This window comes from Flagellimonas pelagia (assembly GCF_003584135.1).
GTDB classification, from domain to species: Bacteria; Bacteroidota; Bacteroidia; order Flavobacteriales; family Flavobacteriaceae; genus Flagellimonas; species Flagellimonas pelagia.
Window position 1 is genome coordinate 93,187 of the sequence record NZ_QXFI01000013.1, and the last position, 24,476, is coordinate 117,662.

At 42.2% G+C, this 24,476-nt stretch carries 25 protein-coding genes; 16 read left to right on the forward strand and 9 right to left on the reverse strand.

Going from position 1 to position 24,476, the window contains the following annotated elements; translation table 11 throughout:
• Positions 1-16 precede the first annotated feature (16 nt).
• Positions 17-277 (reverse strand): DUF4834 family protein, encoded by a 261-nt coding sequence (locus tag D2V05_RS04890; RefSeq protein ID WP_119646403.1) that lies wholly within the window; start codon positions 275-277, stop codon positions 17-19.
• Between the two features lie 86 nt (positions 278-363).
• On the opposite strand from D2V05_RS04890, the gene D2V05_RS04895 reads away from it, so the two are divergent.
• From D2V05_RS04895 to D2V05_RS04930, 8 genes are all read left to right on the forward strand, one after another.
• Positions 364-1,347, forward strand: coding sequence for a transporter (locus D2V05_RS04895; protein WP_119646404.1), 984 nt, complete (start codon positions 364-366; stop codon positions 1,345-1,347).
• Between the two features lie 65 nt (positions 1,348-1,412).
• Positions 1,413-2,531, forward strand: coding sequence for a GTP cyclohydrolase (locus tag D2V05_RS04900; protein ID WP_119646405.1), 1,119 nt, complete (start codon positions 1,413-1,415; stop codon positions 2,529-2,531).
• Between the two features lie 61 nt (positions 2,532-2,592).
• Positions 2,593-3,408: a DUF2490 domain-containing protein gene (locus D2V05_RS04905; protein ID WP_119646406.1), complete on the forward strand. Its 816-nt coding sequence runs from the start codon at positions 2,593-2,595 to the stop codon at positions 3,406-3,408.
• A 31-nt stretch (positions 3,409-3,439) separates the two neighbouring features.
• Positions 3,440-3,871, forward strand: a complete 432-nt coding sequence (locus D2V05_RS04910; protein ID WP_119646407.1) for a DoxX family membrane protein — start codon at positions 3,440-3,442, stop codon at positions 3,869-3,871.
• Between the two features lie 143 nt (positions 3,872-4,014).
• Positions 4,015-4,584: a hypothetical protein gene (locus D2V05_RS04915; RefSeq protein ID WP_119646408.1), complete on the forward strand. Its 570-nt coding sequence runs from the start codon at positions 4,015-4,017 to the stop codon at positions 4,582-4,584.
• 4 nt (positions 4,585-4,588) lie between these two features.
• The gene (locus D2V05_RS04920) at positions 4,589-4,981 is read left to right on the forward strand and encodes a VOC family protein (RefSeq protein ID WP_119646409.1); all 393 of its coding nucleotides are present in this window, start codon (positions 4,589-4,591) and stop codon (positions 4,979-4,981) included.
• Positions 4,982-4,996: 15 nt separating this feature from the next.
• The gene (locus tag D2V05_RS04925; protein WP_119646410.1) at positions 4,997-5,380 is read left to right on the forward strand and encodes a DUF1801 domain-containing protein; all 384 of its coding nucleotides are present in this window, start codon (positions 4,997-4,999) and stop codon (positions 5,378-5,380) included.
• A gap of 53 nt (positions 5,381-5,433) precedes the next feature.
• The gene (locus D2V05_RS04930; protein ID WP_119646411.1) at positions 5,434-5,775 is read left to right on the forward strand and encodes an MmcQ/YjbR family DNA-binding protein; all 342 of its coding nucleotides are present in this window, start codon (positions 5,434-5,436) and stop codon (positions 5,773-5,775) included.
• 62 nt (positions 5,776-5,837) lie between these two features.
• On the opposite strand, the gene D2V05_RS04935 is transcribed toward D2V05_RS04930, so the two are convergent.
• The 3 genes from D2V05_RS04935 to D2V05_RS04945 all read right to left on the reverse strand — a co-directional run bounded on the left by D2V05_RS04935 (position 5,838) and on the right by D2V05_RS04945 (position 10,472).
• The gene (locus D2V05_RS04935) at positions 5,838-7,097 is read right to left on the reverse strand and encodes a cysteate-C-fatty acyltransferase (protein WP_119646412.1); all 1,260 of its coding nucleotides are present in this window, start codon (positions 7,095-7,097) and stop codon (positions 5,838-5,840) included.
• A 124-nt stretch (positions 7,098-7,221) separates the two neighbouring features.
• Positions 7,222-8,262 (reverse strand): cysteate synthase, encoded by a 1,041-nt coding sequence (locus D2V05_RS04940; RefSeq protein ID WP_119641707.1) that lies wholly within the window; start codon positions 8,260-8,262, stop codon positions 7,222-7,224.
• A gap of 71 nt (positions 8,263-8,333) precedes the next feature.
• Positions 8,334-10,472, reverse strand: a complete 2,139-nt coding sequence (locus tag D2V05_RS04945) for a S9 family peptidase (RefSeq protein ID WP_119646413.1) — start codon at positions 10,470-10,472, stop codon at positions 8,334-8,336.
• 60 nt (positions 10,473-10,532) lie between these two features.
• Between D2V05_RS04945 and D2V05_RS04950 the strand changes: the two genes are divergently transcribed.
• Entirely contained in the window at positions 10,533-10,859 is a 327-nt protein-coding gene (locus tag D2V05_RS04950) for a YbaB/EbfC family nucleoid-associated protein (RefSeq protein ID WP_119646414.1), read from the forward strand.
• A gap of 218 nt (positions 10,860-11,077) precedes the next feature.
• Here the strand turns inward: D2V05_RS04950 and D2V05_RS04955 are convergent, their stop codons facing one another.
• The 3 genes from D2V05_RS04955 to D2V05_RS04965 are packed head-to-tail and all read right to left on the reverse strand — an operon-like array spanning position 11,078 to position 14,865.
• Positions 11,078-12,103 (reverse strand): threonine aldolase family protein, encoded by a 1,026-nt coding sequence (locus D2V05_RS04955; RefSeq protein ID WP_119646415.1) that lies wholly within the window; start codon positions 12,101-12,103, stop codon positions 11,078-11,080.
• Positions 12,104-12,109: 6 nt separating this feature from the next.
• Positions 12,110-12,436, reverse strand: a complete 327-nt coding sequence (locus D2V05_RS04960; RefSeq protein WP_119646416.1) for an EF-Tu C-terminal domain-related protein — start codon at positions 12,434-12,436, stop codon at positions 12,110-12,112.
• 29 nt (positions 12,437-12,465) lie between these two features.
• Positions 12,466-14,865 (reverse strand): zinc-dependent metalloprotease, encoded by a 2,400-nt coding sequence (locus tag D2V05_RS04965; RefSeq protein WP_119646417.1) that lies wholly within the window; start codon positions 14,863-14,865, stop codon positions 12,466-12,468.
• Between the two features lie 194 nt (positions 14,866-15,059).
• On the opposite strand from D2V05_RS04965, the gene D2V05_RS04970 reads away from it, so the two are divergent.
• The 7 genes from D2V05_RS04970 (at position 15,060) to D2V05_RS05000 (ending at position 23,046) form a co-directional block, all read left to right on the forward strand.
• On the forward strand, positions 15,060-16,526 hold the full coding sequence (locus D2V05_RS04970) for a circularly permuted type 2 ATP-grasp protein (RefSeq protein ID WP_119646418.1): 1,467 nt from the start codon (positions 15,060-15,062) through the stop codon (positions 16,524-16,526).
• 7 nt (positions 16,527-16,533) lie between these two features.
• Positions 16,534-17,481, forward strand: coding sequence for an alpha-E domain-containing protein (locus D2V05_RS04975; protein ID WP_119646419.1), 948 nt, complete (start codon positions 16,534-16,536; stop codon positions 17,479-17,481).
• 29 nt (positions 17,482-17,510) lie between these two features.
• A complete protein-coding gene (locus D2V05_RS04980) occupies positions 17,511-18,377 on the forward strand; it encodes a transglutaminase-like domain-containing protein (protein WP_119646420.1) in 867 nt (288 codons plus the stop codon).
• Between the two features lie 49 nt (positions 18,378-18,426).
• Positions 18,427-19,525, forward strand: a protein-coding gene (prfB, locus tag D2V05_RS04985) for a peptide chain release factor 2 (RefSeq protein WP_119646421.1) whose coding sequence is annotated in 2 segments (ribosomal slippage) — positions 18,427-18,489 and positions 18,491-19,525 — 1,098 coding nt in all. Because the reading frame shifts where the segments join, the coding sequence is not laid out codon by codon here.
• 40 nt (positions 19,526-19,565) lie between these two features.
• On the forward strand, positions 19,566-19,907 hold the full coding sequence (gene arsC, locus D2V05_RS04990) for an arsenate reductase (glutaredoxin) (RefSeq protein ID WP_119646422.1): 342 nt from the start codon (positions 19,566-19,568) through the stop codon (positions 19,905-19,907).
• Positions 19,908-19,975: 68 nt separating this feature from the next.
• Positions 19,976-20,461, forward strand: coding sequence for a hypothetical protein (locus D2V05_RS04995; protein ID WP_119646423.1), 486 nt, complete (start codon positions 19,976-19,978; stop codon positions 20,459-20,461).
• Between the two features lie 101 nt (positions 20,462-20,562).
• Positions 20,563-23,046 (forward strand): TonB-dependent receptor, encoded by a 2,484-nt coding sequence (locus D2V05_RS05000; RefSeq protein WP_119646424.1) that lies wholly within the window; start codon positions 20,563-20,565, stop codon positions 23,044-23,046.
• A 176-nt stretch (positions 23,047-23,222) separates the two neighbouring features.
• Here D2V05_RS05000 and D2V05_RS19635 read toward each other — a convergent pair whose 3' ends face one another.
• Positions 23,223-23,399, reverse strand: coding sequence for a hypothetical protein (locus tag D2V05_RS19635; protein WP_183114785.1), 177 nt, complete (start codon positions 23,397-23,399; stop codon positions 23,223-23,225).
• A gap of 67 nt (positions 23,400-23,466) precedes the next feature.
• Positions 23,467-24,360 carry a DUF2167 domain-containing protein gene (locus D2V05_RS05005; protein ID WP_119646425.1) on the reverse strand — a complete coding sequence of 298 codons (894 nt, stop codon included), beginning with the start codon at positions 24,358-24,360 and terminating at the stop codon, positions 23,467-23,469.
• Positions 24,361-24,476: the final 116 nt, after the last annotated feature.

Sequence of the window (24,476 nt, forward strand, 5' to 3'; positions counted from 1 at the left end):
TTTGAAAAGACAAATATTAGTCAATTTCTTCAAAATCTATGTATTCTCCAACTTTTTTTGAAGGATTGGACTTTCTAGGAGGCTTTTGAAATATGGAAGTCTCCCCTTCTCTTTCCTGTGTTCTCCCGTATCCTTGATTATCGCCAAATTGTTGGCCAAACCGCTCACTGGTCTTCTTCACCGCATAATTGAGCAATCTAGGGGCCAACCACGTCCAGAGCAATTTCAGGGCGTAGTATACTAATATGACAATTAAAATCGTTTGTAGTAAAACCATATAACCTCAGTTATTGTATCAAAATTACACTGTTAGTAACGGAAAACGGTCAAACGTATCTTAAAATAGTATTAAAAACCAGTTATATGGATCTCTCCATGCTTAAAAAGTGCCTTTTTGCATTGGTTCTGTTCCCTGCCCTGTTGTGTGCGCAGTATACAGACGTCATCAATTCCAACAGACCCGGAAGGGCCGTAAGTGCCTACGCCGTAGGAAAAAACGTGGCCCAAGTGGAGGTTGGATTGCTGTACGAGCAGCAGGACAATGCAGACTTGAATTCCGATTCGAACATTTTCGGAACCGATTTTGCGCTACGCTACGGATTGCTTTTTGAGGAACTGGAAATCAATCTCGAAGGATCCTTCATCAAACAAAACATCACCTATCCCGATTACAACATTGAAGGCAAACTGACCAATTTCTCCAGAAACCGCTTAGGCTTGAAATATCTGGTCTATGACCCCTACAAAAATCCTGAGCGTAACAAACCCAATTTGTATAGCTGGCGGGCCAATAATGTTTTTCAGTGGAAGAATTTGATTCCGGCCGTATCGGTGTATGCCGGGGCAAACTTTTTATTCAACGATAACCCATTTTATCCAGGTGACCCAAGCCTTTCCTACAGAGGGGCCATTAATACGCAAAGTAGATTGTCCCCAAGGTTTGTGTTGATTTCCAATATTGCCTATGACCGAATCGGGACCGATTTCCCGGAATGGCGTGTGGCCTTATCGCTTAGCCACGCTTTTCGGGATCCCCGCTGGAGCGTTTTCTTTGAAGGACAGGGGATTTCCAGCGACCGCTACTCCGATGTTATTCTGCGTACCGGTGTGGCCCGTTTGATCAGCTCCAATTTTCAGGCAGACATTCACATGGGTTCTGGGTTTAATGACTCCCCTTCTCGTGTATTTGTGGTTTTGGGCTTTTCTTACCGTTTGGATTTCCATAAAGACCAACTCATTCCCATAGATGATCAAAAAGCTGGTCAAAATGGCACAATAAAGAAGAACGCGAATAAGAAAAACTCAAAAAAGAAGAAGAAAAAGAACAAAGATGACATAGATTTCTAAGTTTTGTGTCCATCATTTTTCTGCTGAAGGTAATATTCCTAATATTGAGGTTCTAAATAGGATCTATGGTTACCGTAAAGCAGGTTCAATCCAAATCAGATTTAAAAACCTTCGTAAAATTCCCCTTTTCCCTTTACAAAGGTTCACCTTATTGGGTGCCTCCCATCATCAATGACGAGATGGAGTCCTTTGACCCTGAGAAAAATCCCGTTTTCCAAAATGCGGAAGCAACCTTCTTTTTGGCTTACAAAGAGAACAAAGTAGTCGGAAGGATTGCCGCCATCATCAATTGGTTGGAGGTGGAGGACCAAGGTCTGAAAAAAATGAGGTTTGGCTGGTTCGATTTTGAGGATGACCTTGAAGTTTCCAAAGCTCTTTTGGACAAGGTCAGGGAAATTGGATTGCAGCATCAACTGGAGTACATGGAAGGTCCCGTTGGCTTTTCGAACCTGGACAAAGTAGGCGTACTCATTGAAGGATTTGACCATATCGGCACCATGATTACCTGGTACAATCATCCGTATTACCAATCGCATTACGAACACCACGGTTTTGTAAAGGAAAAGGAATATTTGGAGAACAAGTTTTTGGCGGCCAATGCGGACCCCAAGCTTTTTGAGAAAGCCAATGTGTTGATCAAGCAGCGCTATGGCCTCAAGGAAATGAACTTTCAGAAAAGTTCTGAAATCATGCCGTGGGTGGATAAAATGTTCGACCTGTTCAACGAATCCTATGCCAAGCTTTCATCGTTTGTTCGGATAACGGACATCCAAAAAGAATATTTCAAAAAGAAGTATATCAGTTTCATCAATCCGGAATACATCAAATTTGTGGTGGATTCCGAAGATAATTTGGTGGCTTTCGCGATAGTTATGCCATCTTTTTCCAAGGCCTTGCAAAAAGCCAATGGAAAATTGTTCCCAACAGGAATCTTTCATCTGTTGAGTGCAAAAAAGAACAGTAAGGATGTTATTTTTTATTTGATCGGTATTCATCCATCCTATCAAAACAAGGGGGTCACTTCCATCATTTTCAACGAGTTTCATCATACCTTCAAGAAAAAAGGAGTGGTCAATTGCATTCGTACGCCTGAGTTGGAGGAGAATGTGGCCATTAGACAAATGTGGAAGCATTTTGATCCCATAACCCACAAAAGGCGTCGTACCTATCGAAAAGACTTATAACCATAAATAACCAACCAAATGCCAACCTCACAACCTCCGACAAACCAAAATACTAGTTTCCATGAAGATTAAGTGGCCCATTATAGGGCTACTCCTGTTGACACTCTTGTGGCCTAACCAAGATAATGCCCAAGAAAAAGAAATCATCCACCGAGGGGAACAATGGCTCCAATACAATCTGAATATCATCACGAGTGAAAAATGGAATCTTTTTGGTAATACGGGAACCAGATGGCGGGATAGTTTTGAAAAATATACTCTATTTTTTGGCAGGATTGGTGCCGGTTATAATTTAAATAGTACGATTCGGTTAAGTTCCGGTTTTACCTATGCGGAACTAAAACGTGAGGGTGCCACCTATCTTGCGGAATTCAGGCCCTATGAAGAATTGTTGGTCAGGGCGAATCCGGCCAAAAAATTTGGAGTGAGCCATCGGTTCCGATTTGAACAACGCTTTCACAATCCTGTTATAGATGGAGAAATCCAATCGGAAAACACCTTTGCGGTTCGATTTCGGTATGCACTCTCGACGCGTATCCCCATTACAGCACTTTCCAAGGAAAACCCCGATTTTAAATTGAGTTTGGGCATCAGTGATGAGATCATGATCAATGCCGGAAAGGAAATTGTGTATAATGTTTTCGACAAGAATCGGTTTGTGGTCTCCCCCACCGTGCAGTTCAACAAATGGATGTCCGTGGCCTTGGCATGGAACAATCAATTTTTTAACACCTCCACTGCCGGGCAATACATCCATACCAATGCTTTTTGGTTGCAATTGACACATACACTCAACGTATCGCATAAAAAGGACGAAGACCTTGGTCCCATTTATCAAAATCCAGTCATTCCAAATCCCAAGGATGCTGCGGAATAAGTTGAATACAAGATTATAACAGCAAACGAACATGAAGAATAAGTATGTAAAACTCTTTTTGCGCCTGGCTTTGGCTGGCAGTTTTCTATCAGCCGTCGCAGATCGCTTTGGAATTTGGAGCCCGGAAATATCCGTTTGGGGCAATTGGGAAAATTTCCTTGCCTATACCGGATTGATCAATCCATGGATGCCACAATCGTTCAAACCGACCCTAGGAATTTTGGCTACAGCGGCCGAGATAGTTTTTGCAATTTTCTTATTGATTGGATTTAAAACGGAATTGTTTGCTAAATTGAGTGGTATTTTGCTGCTATTGTTCGCAATATCCATGACCTTTTCAACAGGAATCAAGGGTGCTTTTGATTATTCCGTGTTCAGTGCCGCTGGCTGCGCCTTTGCCCTAAGCTTGATGAAGGAAAAATATTGGGAATTGGATAGTTTGATTTTTAAGATGGAAAATTAAAAACCTTCCCTCCAAAAACATCAGCCTTTCTGAAATAGAGCATTCTGAAAGCACCTTCATTTGATTTGACCTGTTTATTATTGGTTTTATGGCAGTTTTTTCTGAATTTTAGTAAGTCCATAAACTTAGAAGCGATGCGTTATATGAGAACCCAAATAGGCAAAATAGTAATCGGGTTTCTTTTATTGGCACCCTACATCTGCTCTGGGCAAAAACTAAATTCCGAAAAATGGAGTGAAAGTGAAAAGGCCCAATATACAAAGCTTACCGAGTTGGTCCATTATGTCCATAAAAAGAAGGAAACCGAAATTTCCAAAGACACGCTGTTCCAGAAATATATCTATTTTGACAATGTCCTGAGCGATACGGTCCAACAAAGAAAGATAAAGCGATTAGCAGCCTTTGATGACCTCTTCCAGTATTTCAGAAAAACCTTGGACAGCATTGGATTGGAAAATTTGGATGCAAAACCCATTAGATTTTATAAAGATCATAAAATCTATGAGCCATTTGAAGAAAAAGTGGCCAAAAAAAGTATCGATGGTAAAAAAATGTATACGAAAGATTCCAACGTTTTTGCTTATTACAGAAAGGATGAACCCGAAAACCCTTTAGGTACATTATTATTTGAGCCTGAGACGGATAAATTAGCTGCCTGGATTATGATCAACCAAGGCGGATACAAGTACTTTTTAACCTTCAATCTTTTCTAAATTTATGCTGAATGAAAGATTGACCCACTTCGCTCCCGAACTGCATATTCCCAATGGGACATTCGAAATCGATTTTTATACCAGATGGGGAGCGGTTGAACATTTTTGTTTCCGAAATGATGATGGCAGTATCCACGTAGCCGAATTGGATTTTGACGGGGCTATTTTCCATATACATGAAACCATGCGAGGCATAGATTCCCTTGAACCTAAAAGTGCGAAGGGTGTCACCACGATAATCGGTTTATTCGTTCCCGATGTGCGGCATGTGATGGAAAAGGCTATTTCGGCAGGTGCTACCTTAATTAATCCCACTACCGATCATGACTATGGATATCGACAAGGCATGTTCAGGGACCCCTTTGGTCATTATTGGCAAATCCAGAAGAAAATTTAAACAAACGCCACCCATATGAACCAAGAAGTTACAGAATTTCTGGATGGACTCAACCATCCGTTACGCGCCGAAATCGAACAGTTAAGAAAATTGATTTTGAACGCCGAACCAACGCTTACTGAAAATGTGAAATGGAACGGCCCGAATTACTGCATAGGAGATGCCGATCGAATCACCATGAAAATCCAACCCCCAAAACAAATCCAATTGATTTTTCATCGTGGGGTGAAAAAATTGGAGCAACCCAAAGAAAGATTATTGGCAACAAATTCAAAACTGCTTGTTTGGAAGGAAAATGACAGGGCCGTGGCATCTTTCAAAAACCAAACGGAAATTGAAAACAGTGCCTCTGAATTAAGGAATATCATTAAGGATTGGATCAAAGTAACAATGGAATAAAGGGAAAATAGATACTCTATAAAAGGCAATACTCCATTTGACTATCTTGTAACATGACTTTTGAAGAATTCAAATCGATTGTTTTTTCCTTTCCTGAAGTTCAGGAGGCACCACATTTTGAAAAGACTTCCTTTCGGATCAAGAATAAAATTTTTGCTACGTATGATTCCAGTAAACATATTGCCACACTGAAGATATCAGAAGTGAATCAAGATGTTTTCACCAAAATGAGTCCAGGAAAAATTTATCCCGTACCAAATAAATGGGGAAAACAAGGATGGACGATTGTGGAATTGGGAACCTTGGAAAAAGATATATTAAAAGATGCTTTGACCTGCGCGTACTGCGAAGTGGCCCCTAAGAAATTGGCTGTTTTGGTTCGACGAGATTTGTGACAATAAAAAACCGTACAGTTGATGAACTTGTACGGTTTTCTTTTGTATGCTTTTTTGGATAATTATTCTCCCATCGCTGCAGAAACCGCTGCGGACAATCGCTTATAAGTCCCATTTTCCAAACGCTCACGGATGGATGAAAAGGCATCCAATGTTTCGGCGATATCTTCCATGGTATGGGTGGCCGTCGGAATCAAACGCAAAAGGATCAATCCTTTGGGGATTACCGGATACACCACTATCGAGCAGAAGATTCCATGATTTTCACGAAGGTCTTTCACCAAGGCCATCGCTTCGGGAATACTTCCATTCAAATAAACAGGGGTTACACAACTGGTGGTGGTTCCTATATCAAAACCACGTTCCTTAAGACCATTTTGAAGGGCATTCACGTTTTCCCATAATTTTGCTTTCAATTCTGGCATGGTACGGAGCATGTCCAAACGTTTTAGGGCTCCTTTTACGTATACCATGGGAAGGGATTTTGCGAACATCTGAGACCTTAGGTTGTATTTCAAATACTCCACAATCTCTTTATCAGCAGCTACAAATGCACCAATTCCTGCCATGGATTTGGCAAATGTGGCCAAATACACATCGATATCGTCCTGAACGCCCTGCTCCTCTCCTGCTCCGGCACCGGTTTTACCCAAGGTTCCAAATCCGTGGGCATCATCCACCAACAACCTGAACTTATATTTTTTCTTGAGAGCAACAATCTCTTTTAGAATACCTTGCTCACCGCGCATACCAAACACCCCTTCAGAAATCACTAGGATACCCCCACCGGTCTCATTCGCCATTTTAGTCGCACGCTCCAAGTTTTTCTCCAAACTTTCAGGATCGTTGTGCTTAAAAGTGAAACGCTTGCCCATGTGCAAACGGACACCATCAATAATACAGGCATGGCAATCCACATCGTATACAATAATATCATCTTTGGAAACCAAAGCATCGATTACGGACATAAAGCCTTGATAGCCAAAGTTCAATAGATAGGCTGCTTGTTTATGTGCAAATGCGGCCAATTCTTTCTCCAACTGCTCATGGTAATCGGTATGCCCGCTCATCATACGAGCGCCCATGGGGTATGCGGCACCATGCTCCATAGCGGCCTCACCGTCCACTTTTTTGATTTCCGGTCGATTTGCGAGCCCCAGATAGTCATTGATACTCCACGTTATGACATCCTTTCCTTGGAACTTCATGCGGTTGGAAATGGGTCCTTCCAATTTCGGGAATACAAAATATCCTTCGGCCTGTGAAGCCCATTTTCCCAGCGGTCCCTTGTTTTCAATGATTCTATCAAATAAATCTCTCATCTACCTAAAATTTGATTCAATTGCAAAAGTATATATTTTTACGTTGCTCGCACAACGAATTTTTAGCATAAAAAAACGGCAATGTTTTGCATTGCCGTTCCTTAATATTATCGCGAAGTATTCATTACTTGATGTATTCTATTTTTTCTGGTACTTCCGCATCTTGGATATCAAAAAAGCCTTGATTGTCCATCCATTCATTGCTGTAGACCTTGCTCATATAACGTGAACCGTGATCGGGGAATACCACTACTACATTACTGTTGGCAGTGAATTCGCCTTCGGTATCCAATTGGTACAAGGCCTGCATGGCAGCACCACTGGTGTACCCTGCAAAAATACCTTCGGTGTGGGCCAATTTACGGGCCATATGGGCACTCTCGCCATCGGTCACCTTTATATAACGGTCAATACTATTAAAATCGGTAGCGGATGGAATCAGGTTTTTCCCCAATCCTTCTATACGGTAGGGATATACCTCATTGTGATCGAACTCACCTGTTTCGTGGTATTTTTTCAATACGGAACCATAGGCATCAACACCTAAAACCTTCACGTTCGGATTCTGCTCCTTTAAATAGCGGGCAATACCAGAAATAGTACCACCAGTTCCACTACACGCTACCAAATGTGTAATCTGTCCATTGGTCTGTTCCCAAATTTCAGGACCTGTGGTCTTGTAGTGGGCATCAATGTTCAGTTCGTTAAAATATTGGTTGATGTAGATGGAATTATCTGTTTCGCTATGCAAACGCTTGGCCACTTCATAGTACGATCGTGGATCGTCCGCGCTTACGTGCGCAGGGCAAACATATACCTTGGCTCCCATGGAGCGAAGCATATCAATCTTGTCCGGTGAGGATTTGGAGCTAACGGCCAAAATACATTTGTAACCTTTAACAATGCTCACCATGGCCAGACTAAAACCTGTATTCCCAGAAGTAGTTTCTATAATGGTACTACCGGGTTGCAGGATACCTTTTCTTTCGGCTTCCTCAATAATGTGGATCGCAATTCTGTCCTTTGAGGAATGCCCAGGATTGAAGGCTTCCAGTTTGGCGTAGAAGTTTCCGGTAAGTGGGGCTGTAATCTTGTTAAGCTTGACTAAGGGGGTACTTCCAATTAGGTCTAGGATACTGCTATAAGCATTTATCTGTTTCTTCATAACTGGTATTAGGTAGGGAACATTTTTCTAAAGATAAGAAAATTGTTCCCTGCAAAAGTAATATTTTATTTTTAAAGGGCTTTTCCTTCAAGGTCTAAAATAAAGGCATACTCTTTGGCGGTCTCCTTCAAAGCCTCAAAACGCCCAGAGGCACCACCGTGTCCGGCATCCATATTGGTATCCAAAAACAGTTGGTTATTGTCGGTTTTATACTCCCTCAACTTGGCCACCCATTTTGCTGGCTCCCAATATTGTACTTGGGAATCGTGCAAACCTGTGGACACATATAAGTTCGGGTAGGCCTTGGCCTCTACATTGTCATAAGGGGAATACGTTTTGATATAATCATAGTATTCCTTGTCATTTGGATTGCCCCATTCGTCATATTCACCGGTGGTCAACGGAATGGTATCATCCAACATAGTGGTAACCACATCCACAAAAGGTACAGCGGCGATTACACCGTGATACAGTTCCGGTGCCATGTTGATTACGGCTCCCATTAAAAGTCCACCTGCAGAACCGCCCATGGCATACAAATGTTCCGGGCTGGTATATTTTTTCTCGATCAGGAATTTGGAAACATCGATGAAATCGGTAAACGTATTCTTTTTGGTCAACAGTTTTCCGTCTTCATACCAAGGTCTGCCCAAATACTCACCGCCCCTAATGTGGGCAATGGCATAAACAAAGCCTCGATCTAACAAACTCAACCGTACCGAAGAAAAATAAGGATCAATGGTAGCTCCATAAGATCCATATCCATATTGCAACAATGGACTAGTGCCATCTAGCGGAGTGTCTTTTCTATACACCAAAGAAATAGGCACTTTTTTGCCATCCCTGGCCGTGGCCCAAAGGCGCTCGGTCTTGTAATTGTTCTTATCGAACTTACCTCCCAACACTTCTTGCTCCTTCAAAACGGTTTTGGCCTTGGTCTCCATGTTGAAATCGATCATCGCATATGGAGCACCCATTTCATTATAGTAGTAACGCAATTCCTTGGTGTCGAAATCCAAATTAGTGGAAGGTCCGGCCACATAGGTTTCACTTTCAAAAGGAAGGTAATAACTATCGGAACCGTCCCATTTGGAGATTTTCATCTGGTTGAGACCGTTTTCCCTTTCGGAGAGCACATAATAATCCTTAAAGATTTCAATATCCTCCAACAAAACTTCTTCCCGATGGGGAATAAATTCCTTCCAATGATCGGAAGCGGTGTGCTCCTCATCAGTCTTCATCAACTTAAAGTTGGTGGCCCCATCCTTGTTGGTCAACACATAAAAATTGCCATCATAATGGGATATGGAATATTCCACACCTTTTTCACGTGGAGAAAATATCTTGAACTCCCCATTCGGGTCATTGGCATTCAAAATTCGGTATTCGGTGGTCAGGGTACTGCCAGAACCGATTACGATATACTTTCGGGATTTGGTCTTGTACACAAAGGTGTTGTAGGTATCGTCTAGTTCCTCAAAGACCAACACATCATCTTCCGAAGGGGTTCCCAAAACATGCTTGAAAATACGGTCTGAACGCAGGGTCACAGGGTCCTTTTTGGTGTAGAACAAGGTTTTGCCGTCACTGGCCCAAACGGAACTTCCTGTGGTGTTGTTGATGATGTCAGGATAAATTTCACCCGTCTTCAAATTCTTGATCTGGATATTATACTGTCGCCTAGAAATGGTATCCGTAGCAAAAGCTGCCAACGTATTATCAGGGGTCACGGAAATTCCCCTTAAGTTGAAAAACTCATGACCTTCGGCCATTTGGTTGCAATCGAACATCAACTCTTCAGCAGCATCCAAGCTTTCCTTTTTTCTGGAATGGATAGGGTACTCCTTCCCTTCCTCATAACGGGTAATATACCAATATCCATCCAATTTGTAGGGTACCGAGGAATCATCTTCCTTGATCCTTCTCTTCATTTCCTTATAAAGTTCTTCCTGGAAGGGAACGGTATGGGCTGTCATTTTTTGGTAGTACTCGTTCTCGGCGTTCAAATAGTCCAGAACCTGTTGGTCCTCCCTATTGTTCATCCAATAATAATCATCGATCCGTACATCGCCGTGCTTTTCCAACTTAGTTGGATGTTTTGGGGCCACTGGTGGGGCTATGTTCATTGATTCTTCTTTACTGTTCTTGCAAGAGCTTGCAAAAATAAGGCATAAAACCAGAATATGAATTCTAGAAATAGTCAGTTTCATCGGTTTTAGGTTTTAGCCAATTTACTACTTTTGACCTTACTCACCTTTAAAATTGAAATTATGTTTGGAGATATCATGGGAATGATGGGTAAATTGAAGGAAACCCAGAAAAAAGTAGAGGAAACCAAAGCACGTATGAACACGGTTCTGGTTGATGAGCAGTCAGCAGATGGATTGTTGAAAGTGACCTTGACCGCCAATCGCGAAATAAAATCCATATCCATTGACGATTCCCTTCTGGAAGACAAAGAGCAATTGGAAGACTACTTGATCCTTACCTTGAACAAGGCCATTGCTAAAGCAACCAACATCCATGAGGCTGAACTTGCTGCCGTTGCCAAGGAAGGAATGCCCAACATTCCTGGCTTGGATTCCTTTATGAAGTAGCTAGCTGTTAGTATTCAGTAGTTAGGAATCAGTGGAGGGTCATCAGTTCGAGTGTTTTCAGAGTGGGCAGCACGGAGAAAATGTATCGAGAACTAGGTCGGATTGCTGGATTTTTGGATGTTTTGAACTTGAGCTTGATACTTGAACTTTAAATGTCAGGTAGAGCGCAGTCGAGACCAATTACAATATCTTTCTCGACTATGCTCGAAGTGACAAATTCAACCTATGGTTGTCAGGATGTTCAAGAAACGTTGGTGCATCTCCTCCGTATAATCTAGATGGGTGACGATACGCAATTTCCCCTGACCCATTCCGATAATGGATACTTGGTTTTGGCTCAATTGTTCCAAAAAGGCTGCTGAAGACATTTTGGTTTCATCAATCTCAAAAATGATGATGTTCGTTTCGATGGGCTCCACTTTTTTGATGAAATCCAAGGTAACAAGCACCTCCCCTATTTCTTCTGCTTTTTGATGGTCTTTGGCCAGTCGGTCAATATGGTGGTCCATGGCGTAGATACCCGCTGCGGCTAAATACCCTGACTGTCGCATGCCTCCACCAAATACCTTGCGAATGCGTAGGGCTTTATCGATATGTTCCTTGTTGCCCACCAATACCGAACCTACGGGACAACCCATACCCTTGCTCAAACAAACACTGATGGTATCGAACAACTTGCCATAGGCTTTTGGGTCTTCCCCTTTCTTGACCAAGGCATTCCATAATCGGGCACCATCCAAGTGGTATTTTAGATTATGGTCTTCGCAGACTTTTCCAATTTTTTGCAGCTCCGTAAAATCCCAGCAAGCCCCACCACCTTTGTTCGTTGTGTTTTCAATACAGACCAAAGTGGTCAACGGGCTATGGTAAAAATCGGGCGGATTGATGGATGCTTCCACTTGTTCCGAAGTCATCATGCCACGATTTCCATCCACAAGTTTACAGGAAACCCCGCTATTGAAGCTGACACCACCGCCTTCATAATTATAGACATGGGCATACTTGTCACAAATCAATTGGTCCCCAGGTTGGGTGTGTATTTTGATTGCCGTTTGATTGGTCATGGTCCCACTTGGAAAAAATAGGGCCGCTTCCATACCAAAATACTCGGCTACTTTGGCCTCCAATGTATTGACCGTGGGATCGTTCTTGAAAACATCATCACCCACCTTGGCTTGCATCATGGCCTCCAACATGCCCGGTGTGGGCTTGGTGACCGTATCACTGATTAAGTTAATCTCCACAATTGTTTATACTTTTTTTATTAGATCGGGATTAATAATTTCTTCAATCTGTCCATACCCGACTATGTATATGCCCTCATTAAGTGTGAAACCAGTGCCTATTGCGAGTTTATTTGCTAACAAATGTGGCGATGCTAAAGTTACTCTAGCATGAATTTCATCTCCTGGGTAGACAATGTCTTTTTCTATCCAGCTTTGATGTGCCATAAACATAGACTCAGAAAATTCAAACTTTAAATCAGGTCGATAACCTTCCACTGCTGGTGACTTTCTCCCCCCTTCTTTGGCTGTCCTAAATTTAACTTTGGCTATAAAATCAATACGGATACTCATACATGTGTCCAAAAAATTTTGGACAAATATTAATTACAATCCATTCCAATGGGTGAACCATCAGGGATTTGAGGTACCTCAATAAGTTTAAATTTGGAAGGATCTTTCATAAAATCATCAATCCGCTGCACCATTTCTGCTGAGATGGCACTTTTACCATTGCCTAACAGCTGTGTTTTTAAATTCTTGAGGGCTTCCAAAGCAATAGCATTCACCTGTGGATGCACATCGGTATGGGCCGCCAAATTCATGATATGGTAAAGTACTCTAAAATTGACCGTGTTCTGTACCTCTTCCTCATAATCATCCCTATGGGAAAGGTCAAAAGTCCCCTTAATGGTTTCGTCCAATACTTCCTTGAGTCCCATTTGATTTTTGTCCAAACTCTTTTGTTGGATCAATCTGGAAGCACGCTCAGGGTGCAACAGCAAACCAAGCGTCATATCCGCAGCCGTCTCAGCTACTGACAAGGCATCAAAGCTTACTCCCGTTCTTCCTTTAAACGATTCTCTTGTTCTGTTGAACCCAATGGCCCGTGGTGGAAAAAGGTCCAATTTATCTTTTGGAACGGCAATGACCTCGGCATCCAAGGTTTTAAGGATAGACTTCATGGCCTGCTCCTGTACAGCGGCATTGATGGGTTTTACGGCAAATTGGCCACCTCCCTTAACAGCATAGTTGTAATCCAAGCCACCTATGATCTTGGAAACTGCTTCGGCTTGATACCTGTGGAAAAAATACAGGGGAACAAACACATCTTCCAATGTGGAATAGGCTTCTCCACTTCTAATGTTGTCTATGGAAAAGTTATCGATGGCTTTTTTACGGATTTCGAGCATGCTCTCCAATTCTTGACTGGCACTTTTTCCATTGTCCCACAAATGGGCCAATAAATGCGCGCCTCCTGTTGGGCGGGCATCCTGGTCGGAGATGTAACGCAATCCATCATCCTGGGCCTTTTTCAAAATGGCGTTCAACGCTTGCTTTTCATTTGTGCCTGCAGGAAAATCGGAATAGGAATAGGCCACGATTACCTTGTCCCACTCGCCTATACCGGTATCATATGCATTGGCAAAACTGATGTTGTTCCCATCCAGTTCAAATTGTGGATGTGGGTAGTCCATTACCGAAGATCTGTTCACGGTGCTTGCCGCAAAATTGTGCGCAAATCCTAGAGTGTGTCCAATTTCATGGGCGGAAAGCTGCCTGATCCTTGCCAAAGCCAGATCCAGCATGGGTTGGTAATTATCGTCACGTTCCGCAAAAGGTTTGTTCATCAAGGCTTGTGCTATCATAAAATCCTGACGAATCCGTAGACTCCCCAAACTCACGTGACCTTTAATGATTTCTCCCGTACGTGGGTCGGTCACGCTACTACCATAGCTCCATCCCCTAGTGGAACGGTGCACCCATTGCACCACATTGTACCGTACATCAAGAGGGTCGGCATCATCGGGCAATATTTTCATTTGGAAGGCATCTTTATATCCCGCGGCCTCAAAGGCTTGGTTCCACCATTTGCCCCCTTCCATCAATGCGGAACGAATGGGCTCCGGGGTGCCATTATCCAAATAATACACAATAGGCTCCACAGCTTCGCTCACTGCGGCACTTGGATTTTTCTTCTCTAATCGATGTCTTCTGATGAATTGCTTCAAAATGGGCTCCTGAACCGGAGTGGCATAATCATAATAGGAGAAAGGATAGGAACCGCTACGCGGATCAAAATCCCTTTTTTCATATTTGTTATCAGGCAGCTCAACAAGGGAATGGTGTTGGGCCACAGTGACCAGGCTTGGGTCCGGGGTCACGGAACGAATCCAGGCACCTTCCGGGTTACCTTTAAAGGTAAGGGTCACATCAAACTCTACATTTTTCGGGAATGCCTTGGTACGTTCAAAGGCCAAGGCACTTTTGCTTGCGTCCACACTATAAGAACCTTGTTTGGACCTTTTCAGTCTGTTGGCCACTCCATGGGCATCGCGCATCAAAAAATCTGTAAAATCAATAAGGTAGCTTCCTTTGGACTCCTCCTCTATTTTAAATCCGTGCAAAATGGATTTTGCAAAGGCCTGCTCGACGGATTTGCGTTCCAGTTCATTATCGGTAATCGCCCTAAAGGTTAAATTGGGTTGTACCAACAACAGTTTATTTCCTGCCTTTTTGAAGAATACCACCTGCTCGTTCCCCAATTGTCCACGATCTAGGCCAATATCGTTGCTACCTATCCCACTGCTTAAGGAATAGACGTATAAAAAATCCTTTTCAAGATCATCGACCTGCAGGTAAATCTTATCGGTCTTGTCATCATAGAAAAAATTGAAATAACCACTGAATTTTTGAAAATCCTTGGCCTTTTCAAAGGTCTGTGCACCTAAAGCGGAGCAGACAAAATAAAACAATGCAATGAGGGTAGTTGAGTTCTTCATAGTTGGTTTGTAATAGACCTTAAAAATATGGAATTCATTTTAAAAAACACTGCATCTAACAATGGACGGGCACAAAACTTAATTTGTTAAAAATTGAGGCTGATTTTTATCTGTTCTCTTTTTTAAACCCCTCATTTTTATGCAATGTTTATTTCATAAAACATTGGAAATCCATATTTTAATAAAAAAAGAATATGGGGCCAGATACAGATAAAACCATTTTTTCCAGTTATGATAGGAAAGATGGGCTCTTCGATGAAGTTTTTGGAAAGGACGGAAACGTTAAATCAGTGTATCAGAAGCTGTTGGACCTCTATGGGGCTAGGTCGATTGAAGACTATGTTACCTTGAACAATAAGGCAAAATCTTCCTTTTTTAACCAAGGGATCACTTTTCAAGTGTACGGGGATAAGCAAAGCCAGGAGAAAATTTTCCCTTTTGACCTGTTTCCCAGAATCATCGACCCCAAAGAATGGGAAATCATTGAAAAAGGTGCTATACAAAGGAGCTTGGCCCTGAACCACTTTTTATGGGATGTATACCACGATAAAAAAATAGTGAAGGATGGGATTGTACCCATAGAGCTTCTGAGTTCTTCCCCCAACTATCTACACCAGATGATGTATGTGGACCCACCCAGCAAGATTTACAACCATATTTCCGGCACGGATATCATCAAACATTCCGATGGTAATTATTATGTTTTGGAAGATAATATCAGATGCCCATCCGGGGTCAGCTACGTAATCTGTAATCGGACAGCCCTAAAACGTGCCCTTTTTGGTGTTTTTAACCATTATAAGACACACACAGTAACCGATTATGCCGAGAATCTGCTCAATCTATTGGAAAGCGTAAAACCACCAGGTGTGGATTCCCCTGTTTGTGTGGTCATCACTCCGGGCATGTTCAATTCGGCCTATTATGAACATTCCTATTTGGCAAAGGCAATGGGGGTTGAATTGGTGGAAGGACGTGACCTTTTTGTGGAAAACGATTTTGTCTATATGAAAACCACACAGGGTCCTGTTCGGGTGGATGTGGTATATCGCAGGATTGACGATCTGTTCATAGACCCTATGGAGTTTTATCCCGATTCTTCCTTGGGTGTACCTGGATTGTTCGCTGCCTACAGAAAAGGAAACGTAACGCTTGCCAATGCCCCAGGAACCGGGGTAGCGGACGACAAGGCCATTTACACTTATGTTCCGGACATCATTAAATATTATTTGGACGAGGAGCCCATTCTCAAAAATGTACATACCTATCATTGTAGTAGACCCGATGAGCTTCAATATGTACTGGACCACATCAGTGAATTGGTCATAAAACCTGTGGATGAAGCCGGGGGCTATGGCATTTCCATAGGAAACAAACTTACCAAGGAAGAAATCGAGGAAGTAAAGGTCAAATTAAAGGCCAATCCAAGGAAATTTGTGGCACAGCCTATCATGTCATTATCCGTACATCCCACTTATATCGATGCAAAAGAATCATTCGAACAACGGCATATAGACCTTCGAACCTATACCGTACTGGGCCAAGACAAACAGTTTGTATTGAAAGGCGGTTTGACCCGCGTGGCATTGAAAGAAGGAAATCTGATCGTGAATTCGTCACAAGGTGGGGGTTCCAAGGACACTTGGGTATTAAAACAATAAGAACACTATGCTAGCAAGAGTAGCCAACAACCTGTTCTGGATGGGCAGGTATATTGAACGGGCCGAACACGTTGCCCGGTTTATGAACGTGAATTATTTTTCTTCTTTGGATGCGCCCAACCAATTGTCCCAATCCAGGCAATTTGTGCTTCGGTCCATGTTGTTTATGGTAGGGGATCCCGTTTACGATGACACCTTGTTATTGGATGAGGAAAGTGTGCTGTATGATATTGGATTGAATCCCGAAAAAAACTTTTCCATCATAAGTAGTATCAAAACGGCAAGGGAAAATGCCAATAGTTCTCGTGATTTGATTTCCACCGAATTATATGAGAGTCTGAACAAGTTTTATCATTTTGTGATGAATTATTCCAAGGAACTATTCGTAAAGACCAATTTGTATGATTTTACCGTGAACGTAACGGAAATGACTGCCGTACTCCGTGGAAAAATCAGGGGAACACTGCTACACGATGAAGTGTACGCCATCATCATGTTGGGTGTCAACATTGAACGGGCCATTCAGGTAACCCGCATCATCAATACCAAATTCAACGATGCCCTTATGGCCCAAGGGAGTTATGGTGACCCTATTGGCAATAGTTTCGAATGGAGTACCTTGCTTAAATGTGCCGAAAGTTATGACATGATGCGACGTTTGTACAAAAAATCGCCCAATAGCTCTTCTACCCTAGAGTTCTTGATCTTGAATGGGAGATGTCCCCGGTCCTTCATGAACTGCATCAACCAAGTGTACAAACACATCCACGAGCTGGATAAAAAAGTGGAGTACGAGAAAAGCTCTACGGCCTTTATGGTTGGAAAAATAAGGGCGGAATTCGAATTTAAACAAATCGAGGAGATTCAGGACGACATTCAGGGCAACTTGGATACGATCCTTAATAAGATGTTCAAAATTAGTGAGAACATGGAGAAGGAATTCTTCAACTACTGATTAACTTGGCAGGATTGAATTGCGCTCACATGTTCTATGAATATGAAATAGATTATGATACCCAGAACTCCTATGAAAAGGGGCTGAGCGAAGCCTTTTGGCAGTTTTTGGTGATTCCAGAGGACAATGATACCCAAGAGGTTACCTACTGGCATTTTGAGAACGATTTGGGTGAACGGAACAGTGTTTCGGAGAATGGATTGGGCTTTAAAACGGTTCAGGTACGCTCCAAACGGGAAATCGACCATATCAAGTTCAATGCACACTTTAAACTGAAAAAGAAAGAAATCAACCCTTTTGATTTTGAATTACCATTGAATTTGGACGATGAGCTTGAAATTATGAATAGTCTCAATTTCAAGGTAGACTATGAACCCTACTTGAGAAAAACCAAACTGACCACCCTACCCGAACAACACAGGGCCATATTCCTTTTCGATTCCGATAAATCCGTTTTTGAAAATTTGACGGATTTGAATTATTGGGCATTCGGACATCTTTATTTTAAAGTTGGGGTCACCGATGTGGATACCCCTTTGGCGGAAATCATAGAAAAACGCCATGGTGTGTGCCAAGATTTCACCCACCTGTTCTGTGCCATTGCCAAACACAACGGTATTCCCTGTAGGTATGTCTCCGGATACCTGCATCAGGGCATTGGTTTTTTTGGGGATTCCCAAATGCATGCTTGGGCCGAGGCCTTTGTTCCAAATGTAGGCTGGATAGGATTCGACCCCGCCAACAACCTGTTGGCCAACCACAACCATATAAAGGTTTGCCATGGCAAGGATTATAATGATTGTGCACCTTTAAAAGGCGTTGTCTATACCTTGGGAAACAACGAGACCAAGTATTCCGTGCTGGTAAAAACCGCAGAAGAACAGCAGCAGCAATAGATTATTTTATGTGCTGAAAGAACCCTATTTTTGCCCCAAAATACAATTCATGGTAACTACAGATCAACAGAAAGATCTTATTGAGCGCCTTGGTGCGTTAAGGAGGTATCTTTGACATCGATGCCAAACTTATCGAAATAGAAAACGAGGAGGAAAAAACACTCGAACCCGGTTTTTGGGACAATCCACAAGAAGCCCAAATTCAAATGCAGACACTTAAATCCAAAAAGAAATGGGTAGAAGACTTTAATGAGGCCGAGGCCTTGGTCGGAGACCTTGAGGTGCTTATGGAGTTCCAGCAAGCTGGTGAGGTCACTGAGGCCGAAGTGGAACAGCAATACAAAAAAGCTGTCGACCTTATTGAAAACCTTGAGTTCAAAAACATGCTTTCGGATGAAGGGGATGAACTCACTGCCGTACTCCAAATCACAGCAGGTGCCGGTGGCACGGAAAGTTGCGATTGGGCTTCCATGTTGATGCGGATGTATCTGATGTGGGCCGAGAAACATAAATACAAGGTCAAGGAACTCAACTACCAGGAAGGTGATGTGGCCGGAGTAAAGACCGTAACCTTGGAGATAGAAGGTGAATATGCTTTCGGATGGTTAAAAGGCGAAAATGGCGTGCACCGTTTGGTGCGCATCTCCCCTTTTGACAGCAATGCCAAAAGACACACTTCGTTCGCATCTGTTTATGTGTATCCCTTGGTGGATGATACTATCGAAATCGAGATCAGTCCAGCCGATATTGAAATTACCACAGCCCGTTCCAGTGGCGCCGGTGGACAGAACGTAAACAAGGTGGAAACCAAAGTACAGTTGTTCCACAAACCTACGGGCATCCAAATTTCTTGTTCTGATTCCCGTTCCCAACACGACAACCGAGCAACCGCCATGAAGATGTTGAAGTCACAGTTATATGAAATAGAACTGCGTAAAAAACAAGAAGCACGGGCCGAAATAGAATCTTCCAAGATGAAAATCGAGTGGGGATCACAGATTAGAAACTACGTGATGCATCCCTACAAATTGGTAAAGGATGTGCGCACCGGTGAAGAAACAGGTAATGTGGATGCTGTAATGGATGGGGATATCGATGCCTTTTTAAAGGCCTACCTGATGATGATGGGGCAAAAGGAGGAAGAATAGTTTAAATACAGGCACCTGATGCCTGATAAACGTTGAAAAAATGATCAAAATATATCATAACCCACGGTGTGGGAAATCAAGGGAAGGATTGCAGATCCTGGAAAATTCCGGAAAGGATTTTGAAGTCATTAAATATTTGGAGGATGTACCTACTAAAGAAGAACTTAAAACCCTATTAAGGTATTTGAGCATTTCCCCCATAGATTTGGTTCGACAAAACGAAACCATTTGGAAAGAAAAGTTCAAGGGCAAAAAGCTATCCGATGAAGATATTTTGGAAGCCATGGCCAAGAATCCCAAACTCATTGAGCGCCCCATCGTAGTGGTTGGGAAAAAAGCGGTCATTGGCAGGCCTCCTGAAAAAATCAATACCTTGCTATAATATTGATTGCCAGTTGAATTTAACATTGAATTTTCAGAATACTAGCTACTAAATCATATCTTTAAAATATGAAAAGCACAAACACCCTAATCGTTTTATCCTTTGTTTTGGGACTGTTGTCCGTAAATAATGTTGCCGCCCAATATGGATACGGTTATGGTTATCCCTACGGTAGCCGTTATGGTAGAGGGCAAAGTATGATCCCTAATGCTGGACCCACCGAATCCAAGAAAGATGAAACACCGCCGACCGCTGAGGAAATTGTAGATACGCAAATGCCATCCATTAGTGAAGAATTGGGGCTGGATCCTTTTGAGCAAGCTGTCGTGAGAACAGCACTACTACAATCCGTTCAACAGAAAATTGAACTTCACATACTGGAGTTGGAACCTCTTAAGATGAAGGAAGAGTTCGAAAAGATAGACCATAAAACGAAAGAAGAATTAAAGGCAGGCCTTCCAGAGGATAAATACAATGCCTTTGTCTCACTGCAGGAAAACAGCTTCAAGACCAAAAATAAGACTAAGAAAAAGAAGAAAAATAAAAAGGATTAACAATTCTTTAAGGTCATTCGCAGGCCCAATTATGTTGTTGGGAGACAAATATTTCTTCCCTACTTTTTTTCCACACATTTTTGCTCCACTAAATTCAGACTATGCACAGGATTATCGTCCCGTTGCTGCTACTGACCTTATCCACAATCAAAGGACAAGTAAGGCAAAATCAGCAAAACATAACCATATCCGGTAAAGTTATAGATGCCGAATCAGGTCAACCTCTGGAGTATGCGACTTTTGTCCTTCAGGATGCCGACAATCCTGATAAAGTCACTGGAGGAATCACTGATACATCCGGTGAATTTTCCATAGAGACCGTTCCGGGCAAATATAATATTAGGGTAGAGTTTCTTTCATTCAAGACCTATTCCTTAAATGGACAAACCTATACCTCTTCTACAAATCTGGGCTCTATTCGTCTTGAGGCAGACGTAGCACAATTGGAAGCCGTAGAGGTCGTGGGGGAACGGACCACTGTGGAAGTCCGACTCGATAAAAAAATCTACAATATTGGTAAAGATATTACCACCAGTGGAGGGAATGTAAGTGATGCTTTGAACAATATCCCTTCTGTTTCCGTGGATGTGGAAGGTGCCATCAGTCTTCGTGGAAATGACAATGTTAGGATCTTGATCAATGGAAAACCATCCGCTTTGGCTGGTTTTGGTTCTACTGATATTTTGCAACAATTGCCCGCGGATGCCATTGAAAAAGTGGAAGTGATCACCAGTCCATCGGCCCGGTATGATGCCGAAGGAACTGCAGGCATCCTGAATATCGTGCTCAAAAAAGAAAAAACGTTGGGCATCAACGGGTCCGTGAACACTACGGTAGGAGTGCCCTTCAACGCCAGGGTGACCACCAATTTCAATATCAGGACCGAAAAGTTCAATATTTTCAACACCCTGGGCTATTTTCACAGGGAATCTCCTGGAAGTGGTTTGAACGACAACCGATATTTTTCCGATGCCAGTGATTTTGACAGAATCATTGAGGATAGGGACATTACCCGAAACGATGACGGATTCAATATCAATATCGGGATGGAGTATTTCCTGACTGATAAGTCTTCCGTCACCGGTAGCTTTTTCTACAGGTGGTCTGATGAGAACGATGTGACCGAAAACGACAATCAAAGGTTTGCAGATGGCGATTTAAACAGTAGAACTTTAAGGACCGAAGATCAAGCACAAAAAGAGAATAGTAGACAGTTTTCCTTGAACTACACGAACAACATCAATGATGAAGGCCACAAATTGACCGCCGACCTTCAGTATTCATATGACAATGAAGATGGATTGACGGGAATACAGGAAAACAACACCATTCCCAACAACGATCTTTTGGCCTTGGAAAACATCTACGATAATCAGAAACAGGACGACTTTTTAGCACAGATAGACTATGTGCTGCCTATGGGTGATGCGCAGTTTGAAGCGGGTTACCGAGGGAATTTTGAAAAAGAGGTGAACGATTATCAATTGGATACCCTAAACCAGAATACCGGACAGTTTGAGACCAATTACGATCTTACCAATGTATTTACCTATCGTGAAAACGTGAATGCCCTGTATACCCAATACGGCAACAAATACGGTAAGTTCTCGGTGTTGTTGGGTCTTCGTTTGGAAAATACCCAAATGAAAGGAAATGTGGACGCCAACATCGATAGCGAAGCCTTACAGGAAATCATAGGACAGGATGTGGATCTTAATTTTGATAAGAATTATTTGGGACTTTTCCCTACCGTCAACCTTATCTTTGAACTCTCCAAGACGCAGAACATTTCCGTTGGGTACAACCGAAGGATCAATAGGCCACGCGGCTGGTTTATCAATCCTTTTCCTTCCAGATCTAGTAGAACGAATGTTTTTCAGGGGAATCCCGATTTAGATCCGGCCTATGCCAATGCCTATGATATTGGGTATATGAAAAGATGGAAAAAATTGACGCTTACCTCTTCCATCTATTATCAAAAAGAAACAAGGTCTTTTGAATTCATTAGGGAAGAAACGGGACAAGTAACTTCAGATGGGATTCAGATCATACGGTCATTACCCATCAACCTATCTACCAACGAACGTATTGGAGCGGAAGCAGGTGTTATATACAGCCCTGCCAAATGGTGGCGATTGAACAGCAGTTTCAACTTCTTTACCTTCACTTCCGATGGTGAGTTCAATGGGGTTGAGTATGGAACCACCAATTCAAGCTGGTTCGCTAGGTTGAGTTCCAAGTTTACCCTCCCAGCCAAAATTGAACTCCAGGCCAACTCGTTTTACATGGGTCCACGACAAACGGCACAAAGTGATACCAAAGGTATGTTCTCCATGAACTTGGCCATGAGCAAGGATGTGTTTAAGGATAAGGCCACGGTTTCCTTGAATGTGAGCGATGTGTTCAATTCGAGAAAAAGAAGGTCCTTTACCGAAACACCGACCTTTACCTCTGATAGTGAATTTCAATGGAGAAAAAGACAAATAAACCTTTCTTTTATCTATCGTTTCAATCAACCTAAGGAGAAAAACAACCGAAGGGGACCACAAGAGGACGGCGAGGAAGAAAGACAGTTTGAAGGATAAACCAACTGACCAACCTAAACCAAAGAAAAAAAGAAGCCGAAATGGCTTCTTTTTTTATGCTATAGTTTTACGTAAACTGGTTTATCATCAAATACTTTTATGGTAGGTATAAGAGCTGTCACCATAAAAACATGGTATCTTTCAAAACAAAAAAGAAGCCAAATTGGCTTCTTTTATTATTCTTCTAGTCTGGCCGCTTGCCTGGCCTCCTTTTTTTCTTTGTACAATTCCCTAAGGTTACCGATCAACCAATAAGGTACTACGAAGGTCAACAAGAAAATCATCAACCAAAAACCTATGGTCAAAATCGTTAAAAAAGCTAGAAAACCTAAATATTGGTCAAATTCGAACATTTTTTTTCCTTTAGATGCAACAAAGATACAATGAAAAAATAGTTTTAAACAAGGCCTCTTTTAAATTTTATGCGTTTTTCGAACCAAAAAGTCTTTTTCTCAAAGTACCAAAAGCGGCTACGACACCTACGGCAATAATCTTCCAAAATTTGAGCAATGCAGCAAAGAACCCTACTTTGGCCAATACTTTGCCTGCAATCAATCCACCTATACCGTAAGCCGCCACTTCGTCAAAATCTGGATCAAAATCCGAATAACGTTTACCCGGATTGAATTCGGCACTGGATATGACCCTGTCTATGTTGTTCTGTACCAGATGTAATTTATCCATATCACTTATGGCATTCAGGTTCAAATATCCTTTTCTGCCCAGTACCCTGATGTTGTAGTTAAGGGTGTTCATATCCATCCCCTCAAATTTTATCTCCTTGGCCCAATGCAATTTTTTGGCGTTATGGTCGTAAAAGGGCTCAGCGGCCCATCCTACAATCTCCGCGGTCGGGTACCCCTGTTTTTTGCGTTCCTCGTTTTCTTCGATGGCACTCTCTTGCATATCCTCCAAAAGGTCATCATAATCGATATCGTCCGCATCGTCGTCGTCGATATAACCTTCTTCCGAGTAGGTAATTTCAATGGCATAGGTAAAATCGTCACCCAGAACGGAAATCTCCTCGGGAAACAACATGCCCAAGGTTTCAGACGGTGGATTGCCCCAAAGTTCGGTAAGCACGCGTTGGCTCTGTTGACCATCCAAATATTTAAAACCTTCGGGCACATGTAGTGTGGCAAGATCATTCCCAAGTTGTATGGTACCTTTCTGGAAAGTATAGGAATTATTGATGCTGTCCAGAATTTTTAAATAGATTTCTTCGTCCAATTCAAAACCTGTATCGGTTGAATCTGTTTGCGAGAAGACATGGGAAATACATAGCAAAAATGCTAAAATGGTCAGGTTTTTCATGGTTGGTGTTTTATATGAGGTCCAATTAAAACATAAATAATGAAAGAAAAAAGCCACATGGCCCATTTTAGTTGAAAAACAATATTATTCGGTTGACTTTTACATATGATACTGTG